Source organism: Pseudomonas sp. ADAK7, assembly GCF_012935675.1.
Classification (GTDB): domain Bacteria; phylum Pseudomonadota; class Gammaproteobacteria; order Pseudomonadales; family Pseudomonadaceae; genus Aquipseudomonas.
Map to the genome: position 1 here is coordinate 5,006,252 of NZ_CP052861.1, position 23,648 is coordinate 5,029,899.

A 23,648-nucleotide genomic window follows, 5' to 3' on the forward strand; every position below is an offset into this window, starting at 1 on the left:
ATAACTTGAATAGCCGCCGCCGCTACGGCAGGCTGGCACGATTAACGACCCAAACCGGGAGAGACACACACAATGGCACTTATCAGCATGCGCCAGATGTTGGACCACGCAGCCGAATTCGGCTACGGCGTTCCAGCCTTCAACGTCAACAACCTTGAGCAGATGCGCGCCATCATGGAAGCCGCTGACAAGACTGACTCCCCGGTGATCGTCCAGGCTTCGGCCGGTGCTCGCAAATACGCAGGCGCCCCGTTCCTGCGTCACCTGATCCTGGCGGCAATCGAAGAATTCCCGCACATCCCGGTGTGCATGCACCAGGACCACGGCACCAGCCCTGACGTCTGCCAGCGCTCCATCCAACTGGGCTTCAGCTCGGTAATGATGGACGGCTCCCTGGGCGAAGACGGCAAGACCCCGACCGACTACGACTACAACATCCGTGTGACCCAACAAACTGTGGCCATGGCTCACGCCTGCGGCGTTTCGGTAGAAGGCGAGCTGGGCTGCCTGGGTTCCCTGGAAACCGGCATGGCCGGTGAAGAAGACGGCATCGGCGCCGAAGGCGTTCTGGATCACAGCCAAATGCTGACCGACCCGGAAGAAGCCGCTGACTTCGTCAAACGCACCCAGGTCGACGCCCTGGCCATCGCCATCGGCACCAGCCACGGCGCGTACAAGTTCACCAAGCCACCGACCGGCGACGTACTGGCCATCGACCGCATCAAAGAAATCCACAAACGCATCCCTAACACCCACCTGGTGATGCACGGTTCGTCTTCCGTGCCACAAGACTGGCTGGCGATCATCAACCAGTACGGCGGCGACATCAAAGAAACCTACGGCGTCCCGGTTGAAGAAATCGTTGAAGGCATCAAGCACGGCGTGCGCAAGGTCAACATCGACACCGACCTGCGCCTGGCGTCCACCGGTGCGATGCGTCGCCTGATGGCCACCAACCCGAGCGAGTTCGACCCGCGCAAGTTCTTCGGCGCGACCGTGACCGCCATGCGTGATGTGTGTATCGCTCGTTATGAAGCGTTTGGTACTGCCGGTAATGCTTCGAAGATCAAGCCGATCTCGTTGGAAGCGATGTATCAGCGTTATCTGAAAGGTGAGTTGAACGCTAAGGTTAATTAAGCCTGGGCGTTAAACAGCGTTGATAAAAAACCCGCCGAGAGGCGGGTTTTTTGGGGGGGTGATTAGCAGGCAGGCTGCCCACCATGAAAGTGGAGTTTTATAAGTGGTATTCTAGAGCTAGAGCTAGATTAATAAAACTGTCACTTTTCTGTTTTTTAAATTTCCTCGGGATTACTTAGATAAGGCACATTTTTTTCTACGATTTCAAAGTAGAATGGGATTGGGCTTTTACCTCCGTAAGTCACAAGGTAAGAGTAGGAAAACGAAACATCAGTTTTTACAAATTTGTAGTATTGCAAAGTTCCGTCGGGACCTTGCAGGCACAATTCTTTATAAGTGTCATTCGGAAAATCATCTAGCGTTAGTTTCAGACTTTCGTTTCCTACCGCCGCGAGGCGCATGTGGACTGGTGTGTCCGATGTTAATAACCAGCCATTTGAAATGCCAATGCTTTTTCCATACTGTGGACCTTGCTCTCGGACGTAAATAATATACCCGCCATCTACATAACGAAAATAAAGTAAAGGTCCTTCATTTTTATTAAGTTTATTGTTCAGGCACAAATATTTGGTATCCTTGAGGTTCGCATATCCTTTGGTGCCTGGAACTGTTACTTGTTTCCCTCTGAAATATCCTGTCACGGTTGATGCGTCTAGTGTTAACTCATAGAAGCAAACAGCATATTCTTCGTAACTCAAACGGGCGGTAAACGATTTTTGGCGATCGGTACTCATGATTTCACCTGTTGCTATGGGGTTTTATATGACGTGATAAGAGCGCAAATAGAAAAGAATATTTCATCAATACTTTCTCTTTTTGTTTCTCTCGCTTTGAATTGCAGGCAATCCAAGTTGTACTCGTAGCTGTAAAGGAAAAAGGAGGAAAAAGAGACGGATTTATTTATCTGTGCTTTTTCATTTTTTCTTGTTTCGTGTTGAATAGTAGGCAGCATCAAATTTTCTGTCAGCTGTAAAAGTTGACAGTTTTTAAGAGTTTTTTGTTATGGATGTTAAAACTAAAATGCGGTTCGTCGTCGCGTCGCAGAGGGAAAGAAAGAAAAAGCAAGAAAAATGAAAAAAGGGGGCAGATTTATTTAATCAGCCCCTCTTCAAAAGTGTTCAGTCTATTTCGCCGGCCTACCTCGCGCCCGCTGCGTTATTCGTAATCCGGTTATCTCCTCAATCTCATCGGTAAATTTCGGACTCCCAGTGAGTTGTCCGCGTTGAAGTGCGCCTCTAATCAATTGCAGTTCTGATGAGGGAACGCCCTGCTCCATAAAGGACGCGTAGTGAGTAATACGCTCAGCGAGGTTCGTGCCAAGTTCACTGAATCCAGGGCTTTCATCCAGCCAGTTATTCTTTGGAAATTCGTTGAGGCGTAGATGCAAGCTTGACCAAGGGTAGTCCTGTGCACGTTGAACCATTTGCGCTCGCACCGGGTTGAGCTCGATGTATCGGCTACAGGCCAGTAAGTAGATATCGGTTTGTACGACGCTGGATTTGTAACGGCTTTCCCATAACGTGCCTGAGCGTCCTTCCAGTTTGTTGCGGTGCCGGGTCATTCGTCCTGCCAAGCCTTTCATCAACTGTCCGAGACCAGCAGCAGAGTCACCGGGGGCAAGTAATAAGTGGACATGGTTGGTCATTAGACAAAACGCGTACACCTTCACATCGAAGACGGCTTTGAGTTCTTGCAGATCAGCCAGGTAATGTGCGAAATCACTTGTCTCGGGAAACACCACCTGCTTGTTGTGGCCTCGTTGCACGACATGATGCGGGTAATTGGGTAAAACAATACGTGCCGTTCTGGGCATGTTGCCACCTACTTCCATGTATGTTGTCAACAGCGTAGCAGAGGAGGGTAAACGATAACCCAACGGTTTTTAGTGAGATTTCGTGTCATGACTCACGGTTTGTTATCGCAAAAGAGCATTAGAAACTGTTATTTCTTACAGGTGCTTTGTTATCGTAGGTTGCATATGGTTAGGGGAAGAGGGGGCATAAATAAATCTGTCCCCTTTTTTCTCTTGAACTCATTTACTTGCTGGATGAAAAAAATGGAAATTAAAAATAGCGTCGGTAGCCAAGTTTCTGGTGAACTGAAAGTCATATTCAAACATCAGGACTATGGTGAGCACCCGTTGAAGCTTCAGGGAGAGGGCCTTTTGTCTAGGGATAACGAGTTCTTTTATATTAATCCGAAGTATAGAGAACTAGGCGGGCACCATTATTATATGGGGATTAAGTTTAGAGTGGGCCTTGAGGTTGGAAAGACCTACACGCTAAGGGGAAATGATGAGGCCGTTAGAGCACATTTGGAGATTGATCGTGTTTACGATGATAAATGTGCCAGTGGTACGTTTCGTTTGTCAGCAGGTATGCCATATCCCGCGGGGGAATTCAAACTCTTTGAGGAAGGGGTCTTTTCAGCAGAGGGAACATTCGAGTCGTTCGCGTAAAGGCGTGAGTAGTTGAGGGGGAAAAGGGGACAGATTTATTTAATGAGATCGTTCCCACGCTCTGCGTGGGAATGCCTCTAGGGACGCTCTGCGTTCCAGCCTCAGGAAGGGACGCGGAGCGTCCCGGGCTGCATTCCTTTGCTGCGCGTGGGAATGATCAGGGCAGAAGGCTTACTTATCGTGATCAATATCCAGCTTGCTGAACGTCACTTTCCCGCCTTCGCTGGTATACCCGGTGTGGTCCTGCACATACACACCGGCCTTGAAATACAGCGGCTTGTCGCGCCAGGTGGCGCTGATGTTCGAGTCCCACTGATAACCCGCCGCGCTGATGCCCAACTGACCACCAGGACTCAGGTGAATGAGGTAGGAAAACTCCCTGTCCAGTTTCACGCCAGTGGCAATGGTGATGACCCGGCCTTCGCCGTCATCGGGGTGCATGCGCACTTTGGCGACGATGTTGCCCGACTGGGTGCTGGTCTTGAATTGATACTCAAGCTTCACCAAGGGCTTCTGGCTTTCATAAGCGTGGATCTGGCCGATGACGATTTTGCCCGAGCTGGGCACCTGGTTCACCGCCAAAGTGGCGCGCAGGGAATTGTCGGCCTCCGGGTAGAGCCAGTTGCGCAGGGTGCCGTTGCTGTAGGTTTCGCGAAGTTCGGTGCGGGGGTATTTGGCGTTTGCGGTTTTGGAGCCGGTGACCGGGGACCAGAAAAACAGGGTGCCGGTGTCGGAATGGAAGTATTGGTCCTTGAAACCCTTCACCAGTTTGGCTGTTTCGACGGTGTAAGGCGGATTGCCGACAGGAACACTGAGGTTCCATGTTGCGAGATCGATCATAGACAAAGCTTCCACGAATTCATGCTGCACGCCCGTGCCAGAAGCTCTAGCACGGGCCTTGGAGGGCTGCCTTTATAAGCGTAGTCGCGGGCTTTGTTAATGCCCGCCGGGCAGAAGATTGACGTCAACATCCTGTCAAAAAGCCATCCTTCCCGGTTTCAGGGGGCTGTAGCGCCGACCGTTAGTCGGCTTATGGACGCTTTGGTTAAATGATGGCGCGATGACACCTACTGCTTTTGCCGATCCGGGTCTAGAGTGAAGGCTCAGTATATGTCCGGTTTTCACGAGAAACCGGCCTGTCGCCCCGAACAAGAGAAGCAGCATGGAATGCGCGCAACCCACGCCAGGTGAAGGCAGCTCTGTCCTTTTAATCGTTGATGACTACCCGGAAAACCTGATCAGCATGCGCGCCTTGTTGCAGCGCCAGGACTGGCAGGTCATGACCGCCGCCTCGGGCTTCGAGGCCCTCAGTTTGCTGCTTGAACACGATATCGACCTGGTGCTGCTGGATGTGCAGATGCCGGGCATGGACGGTTTCGAAGTCGCGCGGCTGATGCGTGGCAGTCAACGCACCCGCTTGACCCCGATTATTTTCCTCACCGCCAACGAGCAGTCCCAGGACGCCGTGATCAAGGGTTACGCCAGCGGCGCGGTGGATTACCTGTTTAAACCCTTCGACCCGCAGATTCTCAAGCCCAAAGTCCAGGCGTTGCTGGAGCATCAGCGCAATCGCCGGGCGTTGCAGCGCCTGAGCCACGATCTGGAGGTCGCGCGGGCGTTTAACGCCTCGGTGCTGGACAACGCTGCCGAAGGCATCCTGGTAGTGGGTGAGGACGGCTTGATTCGCTTTGCCAACCCGGCGATGTCGCGGCTGCTCAATGCCACGGTCAAGGACCTGCAAGGCCGGGAGTTTCTGGATTTCCTGCAAAAGCCGCACATCCCGATCTGGGCCGATTCCGACCTGTATACGGGCTACAAACGCGGCGAAACCTCGCGCCTGCACGATGCGCTGTTGCGCACGGCGCCGGGCCAGCAGGTGCCGGTGGCGTTGTCCTGCGCGCCACTGCCCTCCGAGCAACATGCGATGGTGGTGACGGTGCTGGACATGTCGGTGGTGCGCCACCTGCATCAGCAACTGGAGTTCCAGGCGGTGACCGACCCGCTGACCGGGCTGCTCAACCGCCGTGGTTTTCACCAGACCGTGGAAAACCTGCTGCTGCGCGGCGAGCGTTCCGACAGTGCCTGGGTGTTGCTGTACCTGGACCTGGACGGTTTTAAACGGGTCAACGATTCCCTCGGTCACGATGCCGGTGATCGGGTGTTGCGCTGGGTGTCCGAGCAGTTGAAGGCTTGCTTGCGACCCTTCGACATTCTGGCGCGCATGGGCGGCGATGAGTTCACGGCGTTGCTCGACCTGGAATTCCCCGAGCAAGCGGCGAAGATTGCCGAGAAACTGATTGAGCGCGTATCGATCTGTCAGCAGATCGAAGGCCTGGACATTGCCCTCGGTGCGAGCATCGGCATCGCCACGTATCCGGATTGCGGTTCCAACCTCGACGGCTTGCTGCGGGCGTCGGACATTGCGATGTACGAAGCCAAGCGCGCTGGGCGTCAGCAATACCGCTTCTACGATCATGAAATGAACGGGCGGGCACGCTCGCGCCTGATGCTCGAAGAAAGCGTGCGTACCGCCATCGAGAACCGCGATTTCAATTTGGTGTATCAGCCGCAAGTGGCAATCAATGGCGGGCAGATTCGCGGCTTCGAAGCGTTGCTGCGCTGGCAACACCCGAGTGTCGGCGATGTTCCGCCGGGGCTGTTTTTGCCGTTGCTGGAAGAGGCGCGGTTGATCAGTCGCCTGGGCAGCTGGATTTACCATCGCAGCGCCAAGCAGCGCAAAGCCTGGGAAACCTTGTTCGCCGATGACCTGGTGCTGGGGGTGAGTCTGAGCAGTACGCAATTCGGCATGCCCAATCTGGTGACCGAGTTGCGGCAAACGCTGGAGCGCCATGAATTGCGGCCGAGTCAAATAGAGGTCGAAGTCACCGAAGAAGCGTTGATGATCAACCCCGACGAAACCCGCAAGCAACTGCGTTTGCTGCGCAATCTGGGGGTTAGGGTGGCACTGGATGACTTTGGCTCGGGGCCGTGTTCACTGGCGCATCTGCGGGATCTGGAGCTGGACACGCTCAAGCTTGACCGGCATCTGATTGCGCGGTTGCCGGAGTCGACGCGGGATGCCTCGCTGGTGCGCACGGTGATCGACCTGTGTAAACAATACGGCCTGCTGGTGATCGCCGAGGGCGTGGAAACGGTGGCGCAATATGAGTGGCTGCAGGCCAACGGCTGCGAATATGTGCAGGGCTTCCTGGTGGCGCGGCCCATGACCTCCGACGATGCCGGAGAGTTTGTGCAGCCCTTCGACTGGAGCGCGCTGCCCCGCTGAATTCGCTACACTGGCGACCTTTTCGTGATTCGTGTTGCCCGCCCAATGACCGCGTTGAAATACCTCCAGGCCTATCCCGCTGCGTTACAGGACCAGGTGCGCCAGCTGATCGCCGACGGTCGGCTGGGCGACTACCTGGATCAGCGTTACCCGCAAAAGCACGGCGTGCAAAGCGACAAGGCGTTGTACACCTATGCCTTGGACCTGAAGCAGGAATACCTGCGTAACGCCCCGGCCATCGATAAGGTGTTGTTCGATAATCGCCTGGACCTGACCCACCGCGCCCTCGGCCTGCACACCACGATTTCCCGGGTGCAGGGCGGCAAGCTCAAATCCAAGAAAGAAATCCGGGTGGCTTCGCTGTTCAAGGAAGCGCCGTCGGAGTTTCTGAAAATGATCGTGGTGCATGAGCTGGCGCATTTCAAAGAGTCGGATCACAACAAGGCGTTTTACAAGTTGTGCGAACACATGTTGCCGGGGTATCACCAGGTGGAGTTTGATCTGCGGGTGTATCTGACTTGGCGGGATATGCAGTAAAGGAGTGTCCGAATGGACGTCAGCAAAACCAAAAGCAGCTTCTACCGCCGGTTGTACGTGGCGTACCTGATCGACAGCGGGCTGGCCAGCAGCGTCCCGACCCTGACCGAAGTCACCGGCATGCCCCGGCGCACGGCCCAGGACACCATTGCGGCGTTGGCGGATCTGGATATCGTCTGTGAGTTCGAACAGGAAGACGGCGCGCGCAACCATGCCGGGCGTTATCGGATTCGCGAGTGGGGGGCGATTGATCGGGGGTGGATCGAGCGCAATTTGCGGCAGATTAAAGCGGTGCTGGAATATCCCTAGGGTTTTGTGGCGCCTGTACCGGCGCCTTCGCGGGCAAGCCTCGCTCCTACGTTGTTCGCGTTGTACACACATGATGCGGGCAACCCAAACACCCTGTAGGAGCACGGCTTGCCCGCGAAGAGGCCCTCAAGAACGCCGCATCCCGATATGCGGAATATCATCCTCCAGGTATTCCTCCCCAACCGCGACAAACCCATATCGCCCGTAATACCCCTGCAAATGCGCTTGCGCCGACAGATAGATCGGCACTTCGGGCCAGCGCTTCTCAGCCTGTTTCAACGCCTGCTCCATCATTTCATGCCCCAGCCCCTGGCCACGACCTTCCGGCGCTGTCACCACCCGCCCGATCACCACGTCGCCGCCTTGTAACTCCGGGTCGAGCAAACGCAGGTACGCCAGCAGCGCATCCCCGTTCCAGCCCATCAAATGGCAGGTGTCGCCTTCCAGATCCTGGCCGTCGACGTCCTGATAAGCACAGCGCTGCTCGACCACAAACACTTCGGCGCGCAGTTTCAAAATGGCATACAGCTGCTCTTTCCCCAGATCGCTGTGATGTTTGCAGACCCACTCGATTGTCATCTTCACATTCCTTGAACTACGTCCTGCCGATACTAAGCGTCCCGGCGAAAGATGTCTTGATGGCTGAGAAATCTGTGACAAAGGCCAAAATGCCATCATTCATTTCGCGCGCCGTTGTCTTCTTTGTGTAATCTGCAAGTCAGCGCTGTGCAGTGGCTTCAATGAGCTAAGGTTTAGTACCGCTACGCCGGTAGTCGAGTCTTGGGGTTTTAGCTGAAAAACACATCGGGCAGCCCGCCCGCTAAGGATTTTCTAGCATGCCGCGATTGCATCGAGCTCTTGCTTTGATTGGCTTGCTGTTGCTGTTGCTGACTCAGACTGCGGCAGCGGAAAAGCTGCGTCTGGTGGCCGATGCCTGGCCACCTTTTACCGACGCTACGCTGGTCAATGGTGGCTTGGCCACGGACATCGTCAGCACGGCGCTGGCCCGGGCCGGCTACGCCAGCGATTTCGAGCAGGTGCCCTGGGCGCGCGCCTTGCTCGGCGTGGGCGAGGGCCGTTACGACGTGCTGGTCAATGCCTGGTACAACGACGACCGGACCAAGCTCGGGCAGTTTTCCTCTGAGTACCTGCTCAACCGCGTGCGCTTCATCAAGCGCAAAGACGCGCCGATCGAATACAACAACCTGCAGCAACTGCACACCTACCCGATCGCCGTGGTGCGCGGTTATGCGTATTCGCCGGAGTTCGATGAAGATGCGGCGCTGCAGAAAGTCCCGGTGCATAACTTCGCCATGGCGGTGCGCATGCTCGCGGCGGACCGGGTCAAGCTGACCCTGGAAGATGAGTTCGTTGCCCGTTATTACCTGGCCCGGGAGTCATCCAAAGTCCGTAATTCCGTGGAGTTCCTGCCCAAGCCCTTGAGCGAAAACAGCCTGCACATTCTGGTCAGCCTGAAGAACCCGGCGCATGAACAGATCGTGGCGGGGTTTGATCGGGAGATTGCGGCGATGAAGGCGGATGGGAGTTATGAACGGTTGTTGAAACAGCATGGGATGTGAGGCGTTGCTGAGCCGGATTTAGGGATGTGGCGGAGGACGCCTTCGCGGGCAAGCCTCGCTCCTACATGGGTTTTATCGTGTCGAGAATCGCAGCGCGCCCAGTCCTGTAGGAGCGAGGCTTGCCCGCGAAGAGGCCCGCCCAACCACCGCACATCTCAGACCTCGCTGGTGTCTTTAATCAGATGCGCCGCGAGGGTCCGCAACGGCCCCAACTGCCGGCAGATCAACGCCAACTGCGTCTGCACCAGCCGCTGACCTTCATCGATCTCATCCGGCATCTGCTCCAGCTCATTGGCCAACGCCTCTTCCGCATCGCTCTGAATCGCAATCGGCAGTTTGCTCGCCAGCCCCTGGGCGATCTCATCGATGCTCGCCGCCAGGCTCACCCCGGCGCCGTCGATCAAATGCTCACGCACATCCGGCGGCAGTTGCGTCTCGCGGTGCGCGCCCAGCCCTGACAAGTAGCTCAGCAGCGTGTGGGACAGCACCAGGAAACGGAACCCGACATCCGCTTCTTTCCGGAAATGCCCCGGCTCCATCAGCATGTTGGCCAACGTGGTCGACAGCGCCGCATCGGCGTTGTGCGCATTGCGTCGGGCCAGGCGATAGGCGAGGTCGTCGCTTTTGCCGGCGGCGTATTGCTGCATGATCTGACGCAGGTAGATGCTGTTGCAGGTCAGGGTGTTGGCCAGCACTTTGTTCAGGCGTCGACCCTGCCAGTCCGGCAGGAACAGGAATACCGCGAGGCCGGCGATCAGGCTGCCGAGCAAGGTATCGAACAGGCGCGGCAGGAACAGCCCGTAACCGTCGCCGACCTGGTTGAAACAGAACAGCACCATCAAGGTGATCGCCGCGGTCGCCAGGGTGTAGCGGGTGGTGCGGTTGATAAAGAACACCACCCCGGCGGCGATGGCGAAGCACGACTGCACCAACGGGTTCGGGAACAGATCGAACAGCGCCCAGGCCAAGGTCAGGCCGATGGCGGTGCCGATGATCCGCTGCCCGAGTTTACGCCGGGTCGCGCCGTAGTTCGGCTGACAGACAAACAGCGTGGTGAGGATGATCCAGTAACCCTGGGACGGGTGGATCAAATGCACCATGCCGTAGCCGATGCTCAACGCCAGGGGCAAACGCAGGGCATGGCGGAAGAGCAACGAGGTTGGCGTCAGTTGCGTGCGCAAGCGCAGCCACACATCCTTGAGATTGCGCGGCGAGCGGTCGAGCAGGCTGCTGTCGGTGGCGTCGGCGAGGGCGTCGGGGTTGCTCGCGTCGCTGAGCAAACGGTCCAGCGTGCCGAGGTTGGCCGCCAGTGCGCGCAACGAGCGCAGCAATCCGCGCCAGGCCGGGTTGCTCTGGATGCGCAGGTGTTCGAGGGAGGCGTGCAGGTCGCCCAGTGCTTCGGCGAAGCTGGCGTCATAGATGAACGGCTGGCGCATCTGGATCGATTCCGCCAGGGCGCGGCAGGCCTTGCCTTGTTGGCGCAGCAGGCGCTGACAACGGAACATCACGTCGCTGTGGAAGAACGCGTCGGCCAGGGCGTTGTAAGGGTAGTGCGAAGAACTGGCGCGCTCGTGGATGTCCTGGGCGAGGAAGTACAGCTTGAGGTAACGGCTGACTTTCGAGCCTGGCCGACCGTTGCCGACCCGGTGCAGGATGATTTCCTTGGCCACGTTCAGCGCGGCCACCACGCGGCCGTTTTGCTGGGCCAATTCCAGGCGCCGGGCTTCCACGTCCAGTTGCCGGATCGGTTCGAACAGCGACGATTTGAGCTTCAGGTACAAACCTAACTCACGGAACAACCGCGCCAGACTCTGCTGCACCGGCTGATTGGAAAACAGCGCCTGCCACAACACCGAGAGCAGGCCGTACCAGGCGGCGCCGGCCACCAGCAGCACCGGTTCGTGCCAGAAATCAGTCACCGCGCCGCCGCGTTGGTCCACGCCGATCATGGTGTAGACCGAAAGGATCAGCGTCGCCGAGGCAATCGCGCCATAGCGTTCACCCAGCGCCCCGAGCATGGTCAGGCCGAAGGCGGCCAGCGCCAGGGCGATGATAAAAATGACGGGGTAGGGGAAGAGCAGTTCGACCGAGAGCGCGGCGATGCTGAAACACACCAGCGTCACCGCCAGTGCGTTGAGGCGGCCCTGCCAACTGTCGTCGGTCTCGGCCAGGGCGCTGGCGATGATGCCCAGGAACAACGGGATCAACAGCCCCATTTCATCCTGGTACCAACAGACGGCCATGCTGCCGGTCAGGGCGATGAACACCCTTACGCTGTAACTGAATTTATCCAGCGCCCAGAGGCGACGCAGAGACTGACTGAACGGGGTCGATGACATGAAGTGCGAGGGCCTTCCGAGGCGATGACGCTAAATTGAGCCAGTAATGACGCCGACGCAATGGCGCCGATCACATCTGACAGCAAAATCTGTTCCCTTGATGGTTCTGTGTTGTCTGTTCGGACGCTTTCGACTTGCCCGCGAAGAACGATAACGCGGTGTATCAGACGTACTGCGCCGCCGCATAACCCGAAGCCCACGCCCACTGGAAGTTGAAACCCCCCAGATGCCCGGTCACATCCAGCACTTCGCCAATGAAATACAAACCAGGGCTTTTCAGCGATTCCATGGTCTTGGACGACACTTCATGAGTGTCAACGCCACCCAGGGTCACTTCAGCGGTGCGATAGCCTTCGGTGCCGGCGGGCACGATTTTCCAGCTCGCCAGTTTTTCGGCGATGTCGGCGATTTCCGCATGGGTGTATTGCTTCATCGGTTTGGAGACGAACCAGTTGTCCGCCAACAGGTTGGCCATCTTCTTGGTGAAGATTTCCCCCAGCAGGGTTTTCAGTTCGCTGTTTGGGCGTTCGGCTTGTTGCTGTTGCAGCCAGCTCGGCACGTCGTGGTCCGGCATCAGGTTGATTGCTACCGTGTCGCCAGATTCCCAGAACGACGAAATCTGCAAAATCGCCGGGCCGCTGAGGCCGCGGTGAGTGAACAGGATGTTCTCGCGGAAGCTCTGCTCGTTGCAGCTCACCAGGCAATCCACCGAGGTACCGGACAGCTCGGTGCACAGTTCTTTAAGCTGATCGGTGATGGTGAACGGCACCAGGCCGGCGCGAGTCGGCAGCAAATCGTGGCCGAACTGCTTGGCCACTTGATAACCGAAACCGGTGGCGCCCAAGGTCGGGATCGACAGACCGCCGGTGGCGATGACCAGGGATTCGCAGGTGATTTGGCCGAGTGTGGTGTCCAGCAGGTAACCGCTTTCGAGTTTCTCGATGGTCTGGATCGAGGTGTCCAGGTGCAGGCTGACGCCGACCTGATCGCACTCGCTCAAAAGCATTTCGAGGATGTCGCTGGATTTGTTATCGCAGAACAGCTGGCCGAGCTTCTTCTCGTGGTACGGCACGCCATGTTTGGCGACCATGCCGATGAAATCCCACTGGGTGTAGCGGGCCAGGGCGGATTTGCAGAAGTGTTCGTTCTGCGAGAGGAAATTGCCCGGTTCGGTGTACATGTTGGTGAAATTGCAGCGGCCACCGCCCGACATCAGGATTTTCTTGCCGGCCTTGTTGGCGTGGTCGAGCAACATCACCTTGCGCCCGCGCCCGGCGGCGGTCAGCGCACACATCAACCCTGCGGCGCCAGCGCCAATGATCACGACTTCGGTAGAGCGCAAAACGGTGTCCTCACACAATGATCGTTCCCACGCTTTGCGTGGGAATGCCGCCATGGACGCGCTGCGTCCGCCGTTATGTGACGCGGAGCGTCACGGGATGCATTCCCACGCAGAGCGTGGGAACGATCAGGATCAGAGGATGCGCACGCGCAACGAACGACCTTTGATCTTGCCGTCGTTCAAACGCTGCAACGCCTGTTTGGCGATCCCGCGTTCCACAGCCACAAACGCCTGGAAATCGAAGATCGCAATCTTGCCGACCTGGGCGCCCGGAATACCGGCGTCGCCGGTCAGTGCGCCGAGAATGTCGCCCGGACGCACCTTGTCTTTACGACCAGCGCCGATGCACAACGTGCTCATCACCGGCAGCAGCGGCGCGCCGCCCTGGGAGGTGAGGTTGTCGATCTGATCCCAGTTCAACGGCGACTGCTGCAGCTTCTCGATGGCTTGCGCGCGGATGGCTTCGGATGGTGCCACCAGGCTGATTGCGATGCCTTTCTCACCGGCGCGGCCAGTACGGCCAACACGGTGAATGTGGATTTCCGAGTCACGGGCCAACTCGACGTTGATCACCATGTCCAGCGCATCGATGTCCAGGCCGCGAGCGGCGACGTCGGTGGCGACCAGTACCGAAGTACTGCGGTTGGAGAACATTGCCAACACCTGGTCGCGGTCACGCTGTTCCAGATCGCCGTGCAGGCCGACGGCGGAGATGCCTTTGGAGGTCAGGTGATCGACGGTTTCCTGAACTTGCTGCTTGGTGAAGCAGAAGGCCACGGTGGACGCAGGGCGGAAATGGCCGAGCACTTTGGTGACAGCGCTCATGCGCTCTTCCGGGGAGATTTCGTAGAAGCGCTGCTCGATCTGCGAGTCGTCGTGGAACGCCTCGGCCTTGACGATCTGCGGGTTGCGCATGAACTTCGCGGCCAGTTGCTTGATGCCGGTCGGGTAGGTGGCCGAGAACAGCAGGGTCTGGCGGCGTTCCGGGGTCTGGGCAATGATTTCTTCGATGGAATCGTAGAAACCCATGTCGAGCATGCGGTCGGCTTCGTCGAGGATCAGGGTGTTCAGGCCATGCAGGATCAGCGAACCCTTGCGCAGGTGCTGCTGGATCCGGCCCGGGGTGCCGACGATGATGTGCGCGCCGTGCTCCAGGGAACCGATCTGCGGGCCGAGGGACACGCCGCCGCACAGGGTCAGGACCTTGATGTTGTCTTCGGCACGGGCCAGACGACGAATTTCCTTGGCCACCTGGTCCGCCAGCTCGCGGGTCGGGCAGATGATCAGCGCCTGGCAACCGAAGAAGCGCGGATTGATCGGGTTCAGCAGGCCGATGCCGAAGGCGGCGGTCTTGCCGCTGCCGGTCTTGGCCTGGGCGATCAGGTCCATCCCCTTGAGGATCACCGGCAAGCTTTGCGCCTGGATCGGCGTCATCTCGGCATAACCCAAAGAGTCGAGGTTAGCCAGCATGGCGGCGGACAGCGGCAAAGTATTAAAAGCGGTGGCGATGGTGGTCACGGGACGGGCCTGCAAAACAAAATGTCGCGCAGTGTATCAGGCCTGCGCGCTGCACCTGCAAATTCTGGACGAGAAGCACGTTGTAGCAGCTGCCGAGGCACGAGGCTGCGTTGTGTGTCCGCAGGACCGCCCTCGGGGGCCGCTTCGCAGCCCGACGCAGCCTCATGCCTCGGCAGCTGCTACGGGTCAGTGTTCGATGTCGTGTTCGCGGCTGACCACCCGTCGGCCATCATTGGGTGACAGTTGCGAGAAGATCGTCGCCGCCAGCATCGCCATGATCCCGACCGTCACAAAGGTCAATTGGAACGCACCCAAAACCGTCTCCACGCCATCGTTTCCAACCTCTGCGGTAAAGCCGCCAAGCAGCGCACCGGCACAGGCCACACCCAGGCTGAGCGACAATTGCGCCACCACCGACAGCAAACTGTTGCCGCTGCTGGCGCTGGCGTCGTCGAGGTCGATCAGGGTCACGGTGTTCATCGCGGTGAACTGCAAGGAGTTGATCGCGCCGGCAATCGCCAGCATCACCAACAGCAGCCAGTACGGCGTTTGCTCGGTGACCAGGCCCATGCTCGCCAGCATGACGCCCAGCGCCAGGGTGTTGCCAGTGAGGATGATGCGATAGCCGAAGCGCTCGATCAGCGGTCGCGCCACGGACTTGGCGAACATCGCCGCCGCAGCGAGTGGCAACATGCTCATCCCGGCCTGGGACGGCGAATACCCCAGCGCCACTTGCAGCAGCAACGGCACGAGGAACGGCAGGGCGCCGCTGCCCAGGCGGGCGAACAGATTGCCGAGAATGCCCACGGCGAACGTCCGGGTCTTGAACAGCGACGGCGCAAACAGCGGATTATCGATGTGCCCGGCCCGTAACCAATAAGCCGCGAGGCAGGCCATGCCGCCGAACAGCAGCAACATCACGCGAAGATGCGGCAGGTGCAATTCGCCGAGGCCTTCCATGGCGATGGTGATCAGCACCATCGCCGCGCCGAACAGCAGAAAGCCGAGGCTATCGAACCGCGTGCGTTCACTGCCGCGCAGGTCGGGGATGAACTTCCACACCGCGTAGCAACCGATCACGCCAACCGGCAGGTTGATCAAAAAGATCCAGTGCCACGACAAGTACTGCACCATCCAGCCGCCGGTGGTTGGCCCGAGCAAAGGGCCGAGCAGACCGGGAATGGTGATGAAACCCATGATCCGCACCAGTTCCGAACGCGGGTAGGCCCTGAGAACAACCAACCTGCCGACCGGCAACATCAAGGCACCGCCCAGGCCTTGAATGATCCGCGCACCGATCAACATGCTCAGCGTGCTCGATAACGCGCAGAGCAACGAGCCGATGCTGAACAGCAGGATCGCGCCGAAGAAGATCTTCTTGGTGCCGAAACGGTCGGCGATCCAGCCCGAGGCGGGGATCAGCAAGGCGACAGTGAGCATGTAGGCGATGATCACGCCTTGCATGCGCAGCGGGTTTTCCGCCAGGTCCAGGGCCATGGCCGGCAGGGCGGTGTTGAGGATGGTCCCGTCGAGGGACTGCATGAAGAAGGCAATGGCGACGACCCACGGTAACCAGCGGGCAGTGACAGCATCGAGAGGCGGGCGGTTGGGCATGGGACCTCTGGTGGGTTTATCAATGATCGTTCCCACGCTCCGCGTGGGAATGCATCCTGTGACGCTCTGCGTTACGCCTTCAATAGGACGCGGAGCGTCCCGGGCTGCATTCCCACGCGGAGCGTGGGAACGATCTGGGTCAGAGGGTCAACGTCAACCGGCTGACAAGCGCCCCCGGCAATAAAGACGACGCCGTCGCCCGCTGACTGTAAGTACTCGCCGACAGCAGCAACTCGCGCTCCTGGGTCAACGCTTCCAGCTGCGAACCGAGCAGGTTGTAGGCGCTGTCATCAAAACGCATGGTGCTCACCGGTGCCTGGATCTCGCCGTTCTCGACCCAGAAGGTCGCGAACCGCGTCATGCCGGTCAAGCGCGCCGCCGGTTGGTCCGAGTAGTTCAGGTACCAGAGGTTGCTGATGTACAGCCCTGTGCCCAGTTGCTTGAGAATCTCGGCTTCAGGCAATGCGCCGGGCGCCATGTTCAACGCACTCGGCATCTCACCGCCACCGGCACCGTTGGCCGTCAGGCTATATTCCGCGGCACTGCGTGAGCTGACCATTTGCGCGCCGGCCTTGCCGGCGACGATCAACCCAAGATCACTGCGCGGATAACCTTCGCCGGAAAACGCCGGACTCAGGGAACCGCTGACCTTCTCATCGACGGACACCAACGGGCTGAACGACTGATCGCCAGCGTAGAGCTTCTGCAACGGACTGTTCTTGCTGGCAATCGACTGCGCCGAGAAACCGCCCCAGCCGAGCATGTCCATGATTTCTTCCATGGCGGCAGGGGCCAGGTAAGCGCGGTACTGCCCCGGTGCCAAGGTGCGCAAAGGTCGACCGAGAAATGCCAACTGCTCGCGTGCTTGCTGGAAGCGCTTGGCAAAACCTTCGCTGCTCCAGTCGTGCCCGGCGTAACTGGCTTTCACCGCTTGGCCGTTTTCATGCACCAGACTGAAATCGAAGTTGAAGCTGTTGGCCTGATGCCAGCCGAACGCGCCCGAAGAACTGGCGAAGCCACGGCTGATCGGCCCGGCGGCGTAGAACCCGACGAGGTCGAGCCCTTCGGCGGCCTGGGTGATTTCAGCAACCACTTGTTCGGTGTCCGGCAGCGGGTGATCTTGAACATTGTTGCTCTGCCAACCGTTGTGGTTGAGCAGCAAGTACGGATCCTGCGGCAGCAACGGCAAGGTTTCGCGCAGCTGTTGCAGCCCTTCGGCCAGGCGCAGCACATCGACTTCGGCATCACCCGACAGCGTGATGTTCAGGTCGGCGTGGCGACCCTCGTCGATCAGTTTGAAACCGACGCTCGCCTGCTGCACCTGCCCGGCCTGACGGACCTTGGCGTGGTTGAAACGCACGAAGGCCGAGGACTCGGCGGCGTAGCTGAGGGTGAATTGTTCCGGTTCGCGAATCGCATCGCGCACCCAGTTGACCAAGACATTGAACGACTCGGCCTGGTTGTCAGGGGCGCTCGTAAAGTGAGTCATCAGGCATCTCCCCCAAACACATCCACATTGCTGAACACACAGGCCGGCGACGCATGGCCGACGCGAATCACCTGGTTCGGTTCGCCCTTGCCGCAGTTCGGCGTGCCCAGGACCTTGACAGTGTCGGCGTTGCCAACAGCGCTGAGGCTTTTCCAGAAGTGCGCGGAAATTGCCCGATAGTTCGGGTTCTTGACCACGCCTTTGAGTTCGCCGTTTTCGATCAACTGGCCCCATTCGCAGCCGAACTGGAACTTGTTGCGCGCATCGTCGATGGACCAGGAACGGTTGGTGCTCATCAAGATGCCGTGTTCGATATTGCCGATCATTTGCTCCAACGGTTGATCGCCAGACTCGATGTTCAGGTTGGCCATGCGATCGATCGGCGGACGGTTCCAGCTGCAAGCGCGGCTGTTGGCCACGCCGTCCATGCCCGCGCGGAATTGCGACAGCGCACCGCCCAATGGCCGCAGCAACAGGCCTTCCTTGATCAGGAATTGTTTGCTCGCGGCGGTGCCGTCGTCGTCATGGCCGTAACTGGCCAGTTGCTCTGGAATGTCCGGGTCGAAGGTCACGTTGAGCAGTTTGGAGCCGTATTGCAGGCGGCCAAAGTCTTCGGCCTTGACGAAACTGGTGCCGGCGTAATTGCGCTCGTCACCGAGGATGCGGTCCAGTTCCAGCGGATGGCCGATGGATTCGTGGATCTGCAGCATCATCTGGTCTGGCATCAACAGCAGGTCGCGTGGGCCTTTCGGGGTGTTCGGCGCCAGCAGCAATTGCAGCGCCTGATCGGCGATTTTCGGTCCGGCGCCGACCAGGCCACAGCGGCTGATCACATCAAAACCGCCCTGCTGGCCAAAGTTCTCGCGGCCCAGGGTGCGGGTCTGGCTGTCGTTGCCGTCGTAGGCGGTGACTTCCAGGCTCGGGTAGACGAAACGCTGGGCCTGGCGCAGTTCGGCGCCGGCGTTGCTGAGGTAGATTTGCTCGACGTTGGTGATGCCGATGCTGACTTCCCAGTTCACCAGTCGCTCGTCCTTGGGCACGGCAGCGGATTCGGCGCCGAGCAGTTGGTAGCAGTCGCTCAGGGACGGGAAGGGTTGGTCGAGGTTCGGCGAAAAGTAATCGGCGCGGTCGCTGGAAACGACTTGCGCGCTCAGGTCGAGCAAGGCGTGGGGTTTGAGTCGGCGGGCTTGTTGCTCGGCCTTCTCCAGCGCGGTTTGCAGGCCCTGTTGCGACAGGTCGTTGGTCGCGGCGTAGGCTTCGACGCCGTTGACCCGAACGGTCAGCATCGCGCCTTCGTCCCGGCGCAGGCTCGGCGGCTCGGCGACATTCTTGCGTACTGACAGGTATTGGCCGGACTCGCGTACATAACGCAGCGAAAAGAATTCAGCGCCCGTGCGCAAGGCAGCAAAACGCTGCTTGAGCTGGGGGTGGAAATCGAACATTCGAGAACCTCCTTGGTCTGGAGAAGCGGCGTATCGGTGCAGCGAGGGGGTGAAACGTTTGCGTGGCGCTAGATTAGGCCTGCGCGGGGGGTAGGATCAAGCATGAAGCGGTGTAGGAAAGGATTGCCGGTGTGCGGAGATCGTTCCCACGCTCTGCGTGGGAATGCCGCCATGGACGCTCTGACGGGATGCATTCCCACGCAGAGCGTGGGAACGATCAGGGGAGGTTACTGCGCGGTAGGGCTCACATCCCGCATCGGCTTGCCACGCACCGGTGCATCACCGGCGACGAAGTAGTCAGCGGTGCTGCGCGGCAATGGCTGGCGACCACGGATCTTGTCGGCGATTTTCTCGGCGATCATGATCGTAGGCGCGTTCAGGTTGCCGGTGGTGATGATCGGCATGATCGAGGCATCGACCACACGCAGGCTCTGCATCCCGTGTACACGGCCTTCAGCATCAACCACGGCCATTTCGTCGGTGCCCATTTTGCAGGAGCAGGACGGGTGGAACGCGGTTTCGGCGTGTTCGCGGATGAACTTGTCGAGCTGCTCATCGGTTTGCACGTCGATGCCCGGGCTGATTTCGCGGCCACGGTAAGCGTCCAGCGCAGGCTGTTGCATGATTTCACGGGTCAGGCGGATGCCGTCGCGGAATTCCTGCCAGTCCTGCTCGGTGGCCATGTAGTTGAAGAGGATGCTCGGGTACTCGCGCGGATCCTTCGACTTGGCCTGGATGCGACCACGGCTCGGCGAACGCATGGAACCCATGTGCGCCTGGAAACCGTGCTCTTTCACACCGTTGCTGCCGTTGTAGTTAATCGCCACCGGCAAGAAGTGGTACTGGATGTTCGGCCAATCGAATTCTTCGCGGGTACGGATGAAACCGCCGGCTTCGAACTGGTTGCTGGCGCCGATACCGGTGCCGTTGAACAGCCATTCGGCACCGATGGCTGGCTGGTTGTACCAGAGCAGCGACGGGTACAGCGACACCGGTTGGGTGCAGGCGTATTGCAGGTACAGCTCAAGGTGATCCTGCAGGTTTTCGCCGACGCCTGGCAGGTCGTGGACCACCGGGATGTCGAGTTTTTTCAGCAGTTCGGCCGGGCCGACGCCCGAGCGTTGCAGGATCTGCGGCGACGCGATGGCGCCGGAGCACAGCAGCACTTCTTTGCGCGCCTTGGCTTCAACGCGCTCTTCAGCGGCGCCGATCAGGTAACGCACGCCGACCGCACGCTTGCCTTCGAACAGAATCTTGTCGGTCAGGGCGTGGGTGACGATGGTCAGGGTCGAGCGCTTCTTGGCGATGTCCAGGTAACCACGAGCGGTGCTGGCGCGACGGCCGTTCGGCGTCACGGTTCGGTCCATCGGGCCGAAACCTTCCTGCTGGTAACCGTTCAAGTCTTCGGTGCGCGGGTAACCGGCCTGCACGCCTGCTTCAACCATCGCGTGGAACAGCGGGTTGTTGCCGGCTTTTGGCGTGGTCACGCTGACCGGACCGTCGCCACCGTGGTAGTCGTTCGGGCCGATGTCGCGGGTTTCGGCCTTGCGGAAATACGGCAGGCAGTCGAGGTAGGTCCAGTTTTCCAGGCCCGGCAGTTTCGACCAGTTGTCGTAGTCCATCGCGTTGCCGCGGATGTAGCACATGCCGTTGATCAGCGAGGAACCACCGAGGCCTTTGCCGCGACCGCATTCCATCCGGCGACCGTCCATGTAAGGCTCTGGATCGGTTTCGTAGGCCCAGTTGTAGCGACGGCCTTGCAGCGGGAACGCCAACGCGGCCGGCATTTGCGTGCGGAAGTCGAGACGGTAATCCGGGCCGCCCGCTTCGAGCAGCAGGACGGTGACGCCTTCGTCTTCAGTCAGACGGGTCGCCAGGGTGTTACCGGCCGAGCCGGCACCGATGATGATGTAATCGTATTCTTGGGACATTAAATGCACCCTCATTGAAGTTGGTCAGGTCGCCCGTAGCAGCTGCCGAGGCACGAGGCTGCGTTGGGTGCGCAGCGACCCCCGGGGGCGGTCCTGCGGACGCGCAACGCAGCCTCGTGCCTCGGCAGCTGCTACAGGGTTTTCAGCGTCTGCTTAGAAAACCGAGGCGTAATCGCCCAGTTCGACCTGTACCGATTTGATGCGTGTGAAGTTGTTCAGCGAGCTGATCCCGTTTTCACGGCCAACACCCGACTGCTTGTAGCCGCCGACCGGCATCTTCGCGTCGGACTCGCCCCAGGCGTTGATCCAGCAGATACCGGCTTCCAGTTGATGAATCACGCGGTGAGCGCGGTTCAGGTCCTTGGTGACGATACCCGCGGCCAGACCGAAGTCGGTGTCGTTGGCACGACGGATCACTTCTTCTTCGGTGTCGTAGGTCAGGATCGCCATGACCGGGCCGAAGATTTCTTCGCGAACGATGGTCATCTCGTCGGTGCAGTCGGTGAACACGGTCGGTGCCACGAAGGCGCCTTTGGCCAGGTCGCCTTCGGTCAGGCGATTGCCGCCGCACAGGACGCGAGCGCCTTCTTCCTTACCTTTGGCGATGTAGCCCAGCACGCTTTCCATATGGGCGAAGCTGACCAGCGGGCCGAAGTTGGTGTTCTCGTCTTCCGGGTTGCCGATGCGGATACGGGCAACGCGCTCGGCGATCTTGGCTTCGAAAGCGGCTTTCAGATGCGTCGGGATGAACACGCGAGTGCCGTTGGTGCAGACCTGGCCGGAGCTGTAGAAGTTGGCCATCATCGCGGTGTCGGCGGCGCGATCGAGGTCGGCGTCGTCGAAGATGATCAGCGGGGATTTGCCGCCCAGTTCCATGGTCACTTCTTTGAGCGACGAGCTCGAAGCGCTGGCCATGACCTTCTTGCCGGTGTCGGTGCCGCCGGTGAAGGAGATTTTTTCGATGCGTGGGTGCTCGGTCAGCCAAGTACCGACTTCACGGCCGCTGCCGGTCAGCACGTTGAACACGCCAGCCGGAACGCCGGCTTCGGTGTAGATCTCGGCCAGTTTCAGCGTGGTCAGGGAGGTGACTTCGCTTGGCTTGAAGATCATCGCGTTACCGGCCGCCAGGGCCGGTGCGGATTTCCACAGGGCGATCTGGATCGGGTAGTTCCACGCGCCGATACCAGCGACGACGCCCAGCGGCTCGCGACGGGTGTAGACGAAGGACATGGTGCGCAGTGGAATCTGCTCGCCTTCGATGGCGGGCACCAGGCCTGCGTAGTATTCCAGCACGTCAGCGCCGGTGACGATGTCGACGTACTTGGTTTCGGAGAAGGATTTACCGGTGTCCAGGGTTTCCAGGGCGGCCAGTTCGTCGTTGCGCTCGCGCAGGATGTCGACGGCACGACGCAGGATGCGCGAACGCTCCATGGCGGTCATGGCGGCCCAGATTTTCTGGCCCTTTTCAGCGCTGACCACAGCACGCTCGACGTCGTCGAAGGTCGCGCGCTGTACTTTTGCGAGGACTTCACCGTTAGCCGGGTTGATGGCTTCGAAGGTGGCGTCGCTGCTGGCGTCGGAGTAGCCGCCATCGATGTAGAGTTTTTGCAGTTCGAAACGGGCCATAGTGTCCTCGCAAGTGCATAAGTGGTTGGCGTTGGTCACCGGGTGCCGTGGAGCGTTGGCGATCGGTGACGGTTCAGGGGCTGAGCGGTTATGTGTGCTCTAGCTCACCTGCTTGGCCAATTGGAAATCCATGTATTCGTAAGCGATGCGGTGCGCTTGCTCAGTGTCGAAAGCATCTCCCGACAGGGCGCCGCGCAACCACAAACCGTCGATCAGGGCTGCCAGGCCGCGAGCTGCACTGCGCGCATCATCGAGCGGCAATACACGGCGGAACTGGCAACACAGGTTGGAATACAGGCGGTGATCGTTGATCCGCTGCAACCTGTGCAATGACGGGTGGTGCATGCTGGTGGCCCAGAAGGCCAGCCAGGTTTTCATTGCCGGGCCATTGACTTGGCTGGCGTCGAAGTTGCCTTCGATAATCACCTGAAGGTGCGCCCTTGGGCTGCTGTCCTCCAGCGCTTGACGACGCGCGGTGACGTTCTCGCTGAGGACGCTCATCAGATACTGCGCCGTGGCAGCAATCAGGCCGTTCTTGTCCTGAAAATAGTGACTGATGATGCCATTCGAGACACCGGCCAAACGGGCGATCAGCGCAATGCTGGCGTCCCCCATTCCGACCTGATCGACAGCCTGCAATGTGGCTTCGATCAATTGCTGGCGGCGGATGGGTTGCATACCGACCTTGGGCATCTTGCACATCTCCTTAGGCCTTCCGACGGACGAAAAACGTCTGTCGGATTGAGGGCCAGTCTATTTTGTTTTGATTGAACGTTCAATCAACAAAGAATAAGATCTGCGACAATTCGTCGCTGTCTACCGGTTTTTGCTACGTGTAGCTGGCGGAAAAACGACATCTGAAACCGCTCGAAACCCCTGCGCACAGGCGCTCCCGGGCTTCGGGCTTTTTTCGGGCTGTCTTTATATCACCCGCCGGTCGGCTGCCAACTAACCGATTGGTCGGGTAACGCGTTGCCTTGTGTTCTTCTCTCGCACTGCCTGGAGCATCTGTGCCATGAGTTCTGCCTCTCTTATAAAGA

19 protein-coding genes are annotated in these 23,648 nt (G+C 59.1%); 6 read left to right on the forward strand and 13 right to left on the reverse strand.

The window, feature by feature from the left end:
* Window positions 1–72: 72 nt before the first annotated feature.
* Window positions 73–1,137 carry a class II fructose-bisphosphate aldolase gene (gene fba / locus HKK53_RS22995; protein WP_054044249.1) on the forward strand — a complete coding sequence of 355 codons (1,065 nt, stop codon included), beginning with the start codon at window positions 73–75 and terminating at the stop codon, window positions 1,135–1,137.
* 155 nt (window positions 1,138–1,292) lie between these two features.
* On the opposite strand, the gene HKK53_RS23000 is transcribed toward fba, so the two are convergent.
* The gene (locus HKK53_RS23000; RefSeq protein ID WP_169372719.1) at window positions 1,293–1,871 is read right to left on the reverse strand and encodes a hypothetical protein; all 579 of its coding nucleotides are present in this window, start codon (window positions 1,869–1,871) and stop codon (window positions 1,293–1,295) included.
* A 389-nt stretch (window positions 1,872–2,260) separates the two neighbouring features.
* Entirely contained in the window at window positions 2,261–2,950 is a 690-nt protein-coding gene (locus tag HKK53_RS23005) for a transposase (protein WP_169372720.1), read from the reverse strand.
* Window positions 2,951–3,193: 243 nt separating this feature from the next.
* On the opposite strand from HKK53_RS23005, the gene HKK53_RS23010 reads away from it, so the two are divergent.
* Complete coding sequence (locus HKK53_RS23010; protein WP_169372721.1) at window positions 3,194–3,595, forward strand: hypothetical protein; 402 nt, start codon at window positions 3,194–3,196, stop codon at window positions 3,593–3,595.
* 171 nt (window positions 3,596–3,766) lie between these two features.
* Here HKK53_RS23010 and HKK53_RS23015 read toward each other — a convergent pair whose 3' ends face one another.
* Window positions 3,767–4,435, reverse strand: a complete 669-nt coding sequence (locus HKK53_RS23015; RefSeq protein ID WP_169372722.1) for a polysaccharide lyase family 7 protein — start codon at window positions 4,433–4,435, stop codon at window positions 3,767–3,769.
* 322 nt (window positions 4,436–4,757) lie between these two features.
* On the opposite strand from HKK53_RS23015, the gene HKK53_RS23020 reads away from it, so the two are divergent.
* The 3 genes from HKK53_RS23020 to HKK53_RS23030 are packed head-to-tail and all read left to right on the forward strand — an operon-like array spanning window position 4,758 to window position 7,727.
* A complete protein-coding gene (locus HKK53_RS23020) occupies window positions 4,758–6,881 on the forward strand; it encodes a putative bifunctional diguanylate cyclase/phosphodiesterase (protein WP_169372723.1) in 2,124 nt (707 codons plus the stop codon).
* 45 nt (window positions 6,882–6,926) lie between these two features.
* Window positions 6,927–7,418, forward strand: coding sequence for a M48 metallopeptidase family protein (locus HKK53_RS23025; RefSeq protein ID WP_169374284.1), 492 nt, complete (start codon window positions 6,927–6,929; stop codon window positions 7,416–7,418).
* A 12-nt stretch (window positions 7,419–7,430) separates the two neighbouring features.
* Window positions 7,431–7,727, forward strand: a complete 297-nt coding sequence (locus HKK53_RS23030; RefSeq protein ID WP_123404302.1) for a winged helix-turn-helix domain-containing protein — start codon at window positions 7,431–7,433, stop codon at window positions 7,725–7,727.
* 126 nt (window positions 7,728–7,853) lie between these two features.
* Here the strand turns inward: HKK53_RS23030 and HKK53_RS23035 are convergent, their stop codons facing one another.
* Window positions 7,854–8,306, reverse strand: a complete 453-nt coding sequence (locus tag HKK53_RS23035) for a GNAT family N-acetyltransferase (RefSeq protein ID WP_169372724.1) — start codon at window positions 8,304–8,306, stop codon at window positions 7,854–7,856.
* Window positions 8,307–8,563: 257 nt separating this feature from the next.
* Between HKK53_RS23035 and HKK53_RS23040 the strand changes: the two genes are divergently transcribed.
* The gene (locus tag HKK53_RS23040) at window positions 8,564–9,307 is read left to right on the forward strand and encodes a substrate-binding periplasmic protein (RefSeq protein ID WP_169372725.1); all 744 of its coding nucleotides are present in this window, start codon (window positions 8,564–8,566) and stop codon (window positions 9,305–9,307) included.
* Window positions 9,308–9,462: 155 nt separating this feature from the next.
* Here the strand turns inward: HKK53_RS23040 and yccS are convergent, their stop codons facing one another.
* The 9 genes from yccS to betI form a co-directional block, all read right to left on the reverse strand.
* A complete protein-coding gene (yccS, locus tag HKK53_RS23045; protein WP_169372726.1) occupies window positions 9,463–11,646 on the reverse strand; it encodes a YccS family putative transporter in 2,184 nt (727 codons plus the stop codon).
* A 163-nt stretch (window positions 11,647–11,809) separates the two neighbouring features.
* The gene (locus HKK53_RS23050) at window positions 11,810–12,988 is read right to left on the reverse strand and encodes an NAD(P)/FAD-dependent oxidoreductase (RefSeq protein WP_169372727.1); all 1,179 of its coding nucleotides are present in this window, start codon (window positions 12,986–12,988) and stop codon (window positions 11,810–11,812) included.
* A gap of 132 nt (window positions 12,989–13,120) precedes the next feature.
* On the reverse strand, window positions 13,121–14,506 hold the full coding sequence (gene dbpA / locus HKK53_RS23055; RefSeq protein ID WP_133835654.1) for an ATP-dependent RNA helicase DbpA: 1,386 nt from the start codon (window positions 14,504–14,506) through the stop codon (window positions 13,121–13,123).
* A gap of 186 nt (window positions 14,507–14,692) precedes the next feature.
* A complete protein-coding gene (gene mdtD, locus HKK53_RS23060; protein ID WP_169372728.1) occupies window positions 14,693–16,120 on the reverse strand; it encodes a multidrug transporter subunit MdtD in 1,428 nt (475 codons plus the stop codon).
* A 139-nt stretch (window positions 16,121–16,259) separates the two neighbouring features.
* On the reverse strand, window positions 16,260–17,609 hold the full coding sequence (locus tag HKK53_RS23065) for a TldD/PmbA family protein (protein WP_169372729.1): 1,350 nt from the start codon (window positions 17,607–17,609) through the stop codon (window positions 16,260–16,262).
* Window positions 17,609–19,051 carry a TldD/PmbA family protein gene (locus tag HKK53_RS23070; protein ID WP_169372730.1) on the reverse strand — a complete coding sequence of 481 codons (1,443 nt, stop codon included), beginning with the start codon at window positions 19,049–19,051 and terminating at the stop codon, window positions 17,609–17,611. Before HKK53_RS23070 ends, HKK53_RS23065 begins: the two co-directional genes overlap by 1 nt.
* Before the next feature lie 227 nt (window positions 19,052–19,278).
* A complete protein-coding gene (gene betA / locus HKK53_RS23075) occupies window positions 19,279–20,982 on the reverse strand; it encodes a choline dehydrogenase (RefSeq protein ID WP_169372731.1) in 1,704 nt (567 codons plus the stop codon).
* Window positions 20,983–21,135: 153 nt separating this feature from the next.
* Window positions 21,136–22,608, reverse strand: a complete 1,473-nt coding sequence (gene betB, locus HKK53_RS23080; protein WP_169372732.1) for a betaine-aldehyde dehydrogenase — start codon at window positions 22,606–22,608, stop codon at window positions 21,136–21,138.
* A 99-nt stretch (window positions 22,609–22,707) separates the two neighbouring features.
* The gene (betI, locus tag HKK53_RS23085) at window positions 22,708–23,301 is read right to left on the reverse strand and encodes a transcriptional regulator BetI (protein ID WP_010466984.1); all 594 of its coding nucleotides are present in this window, start codon (window positions 23,299–23,301) and stop codon (window positions 22,708–22,710) included.
* Window positions 23,302–23,648 lie beyond the last annotated feature (347 nt).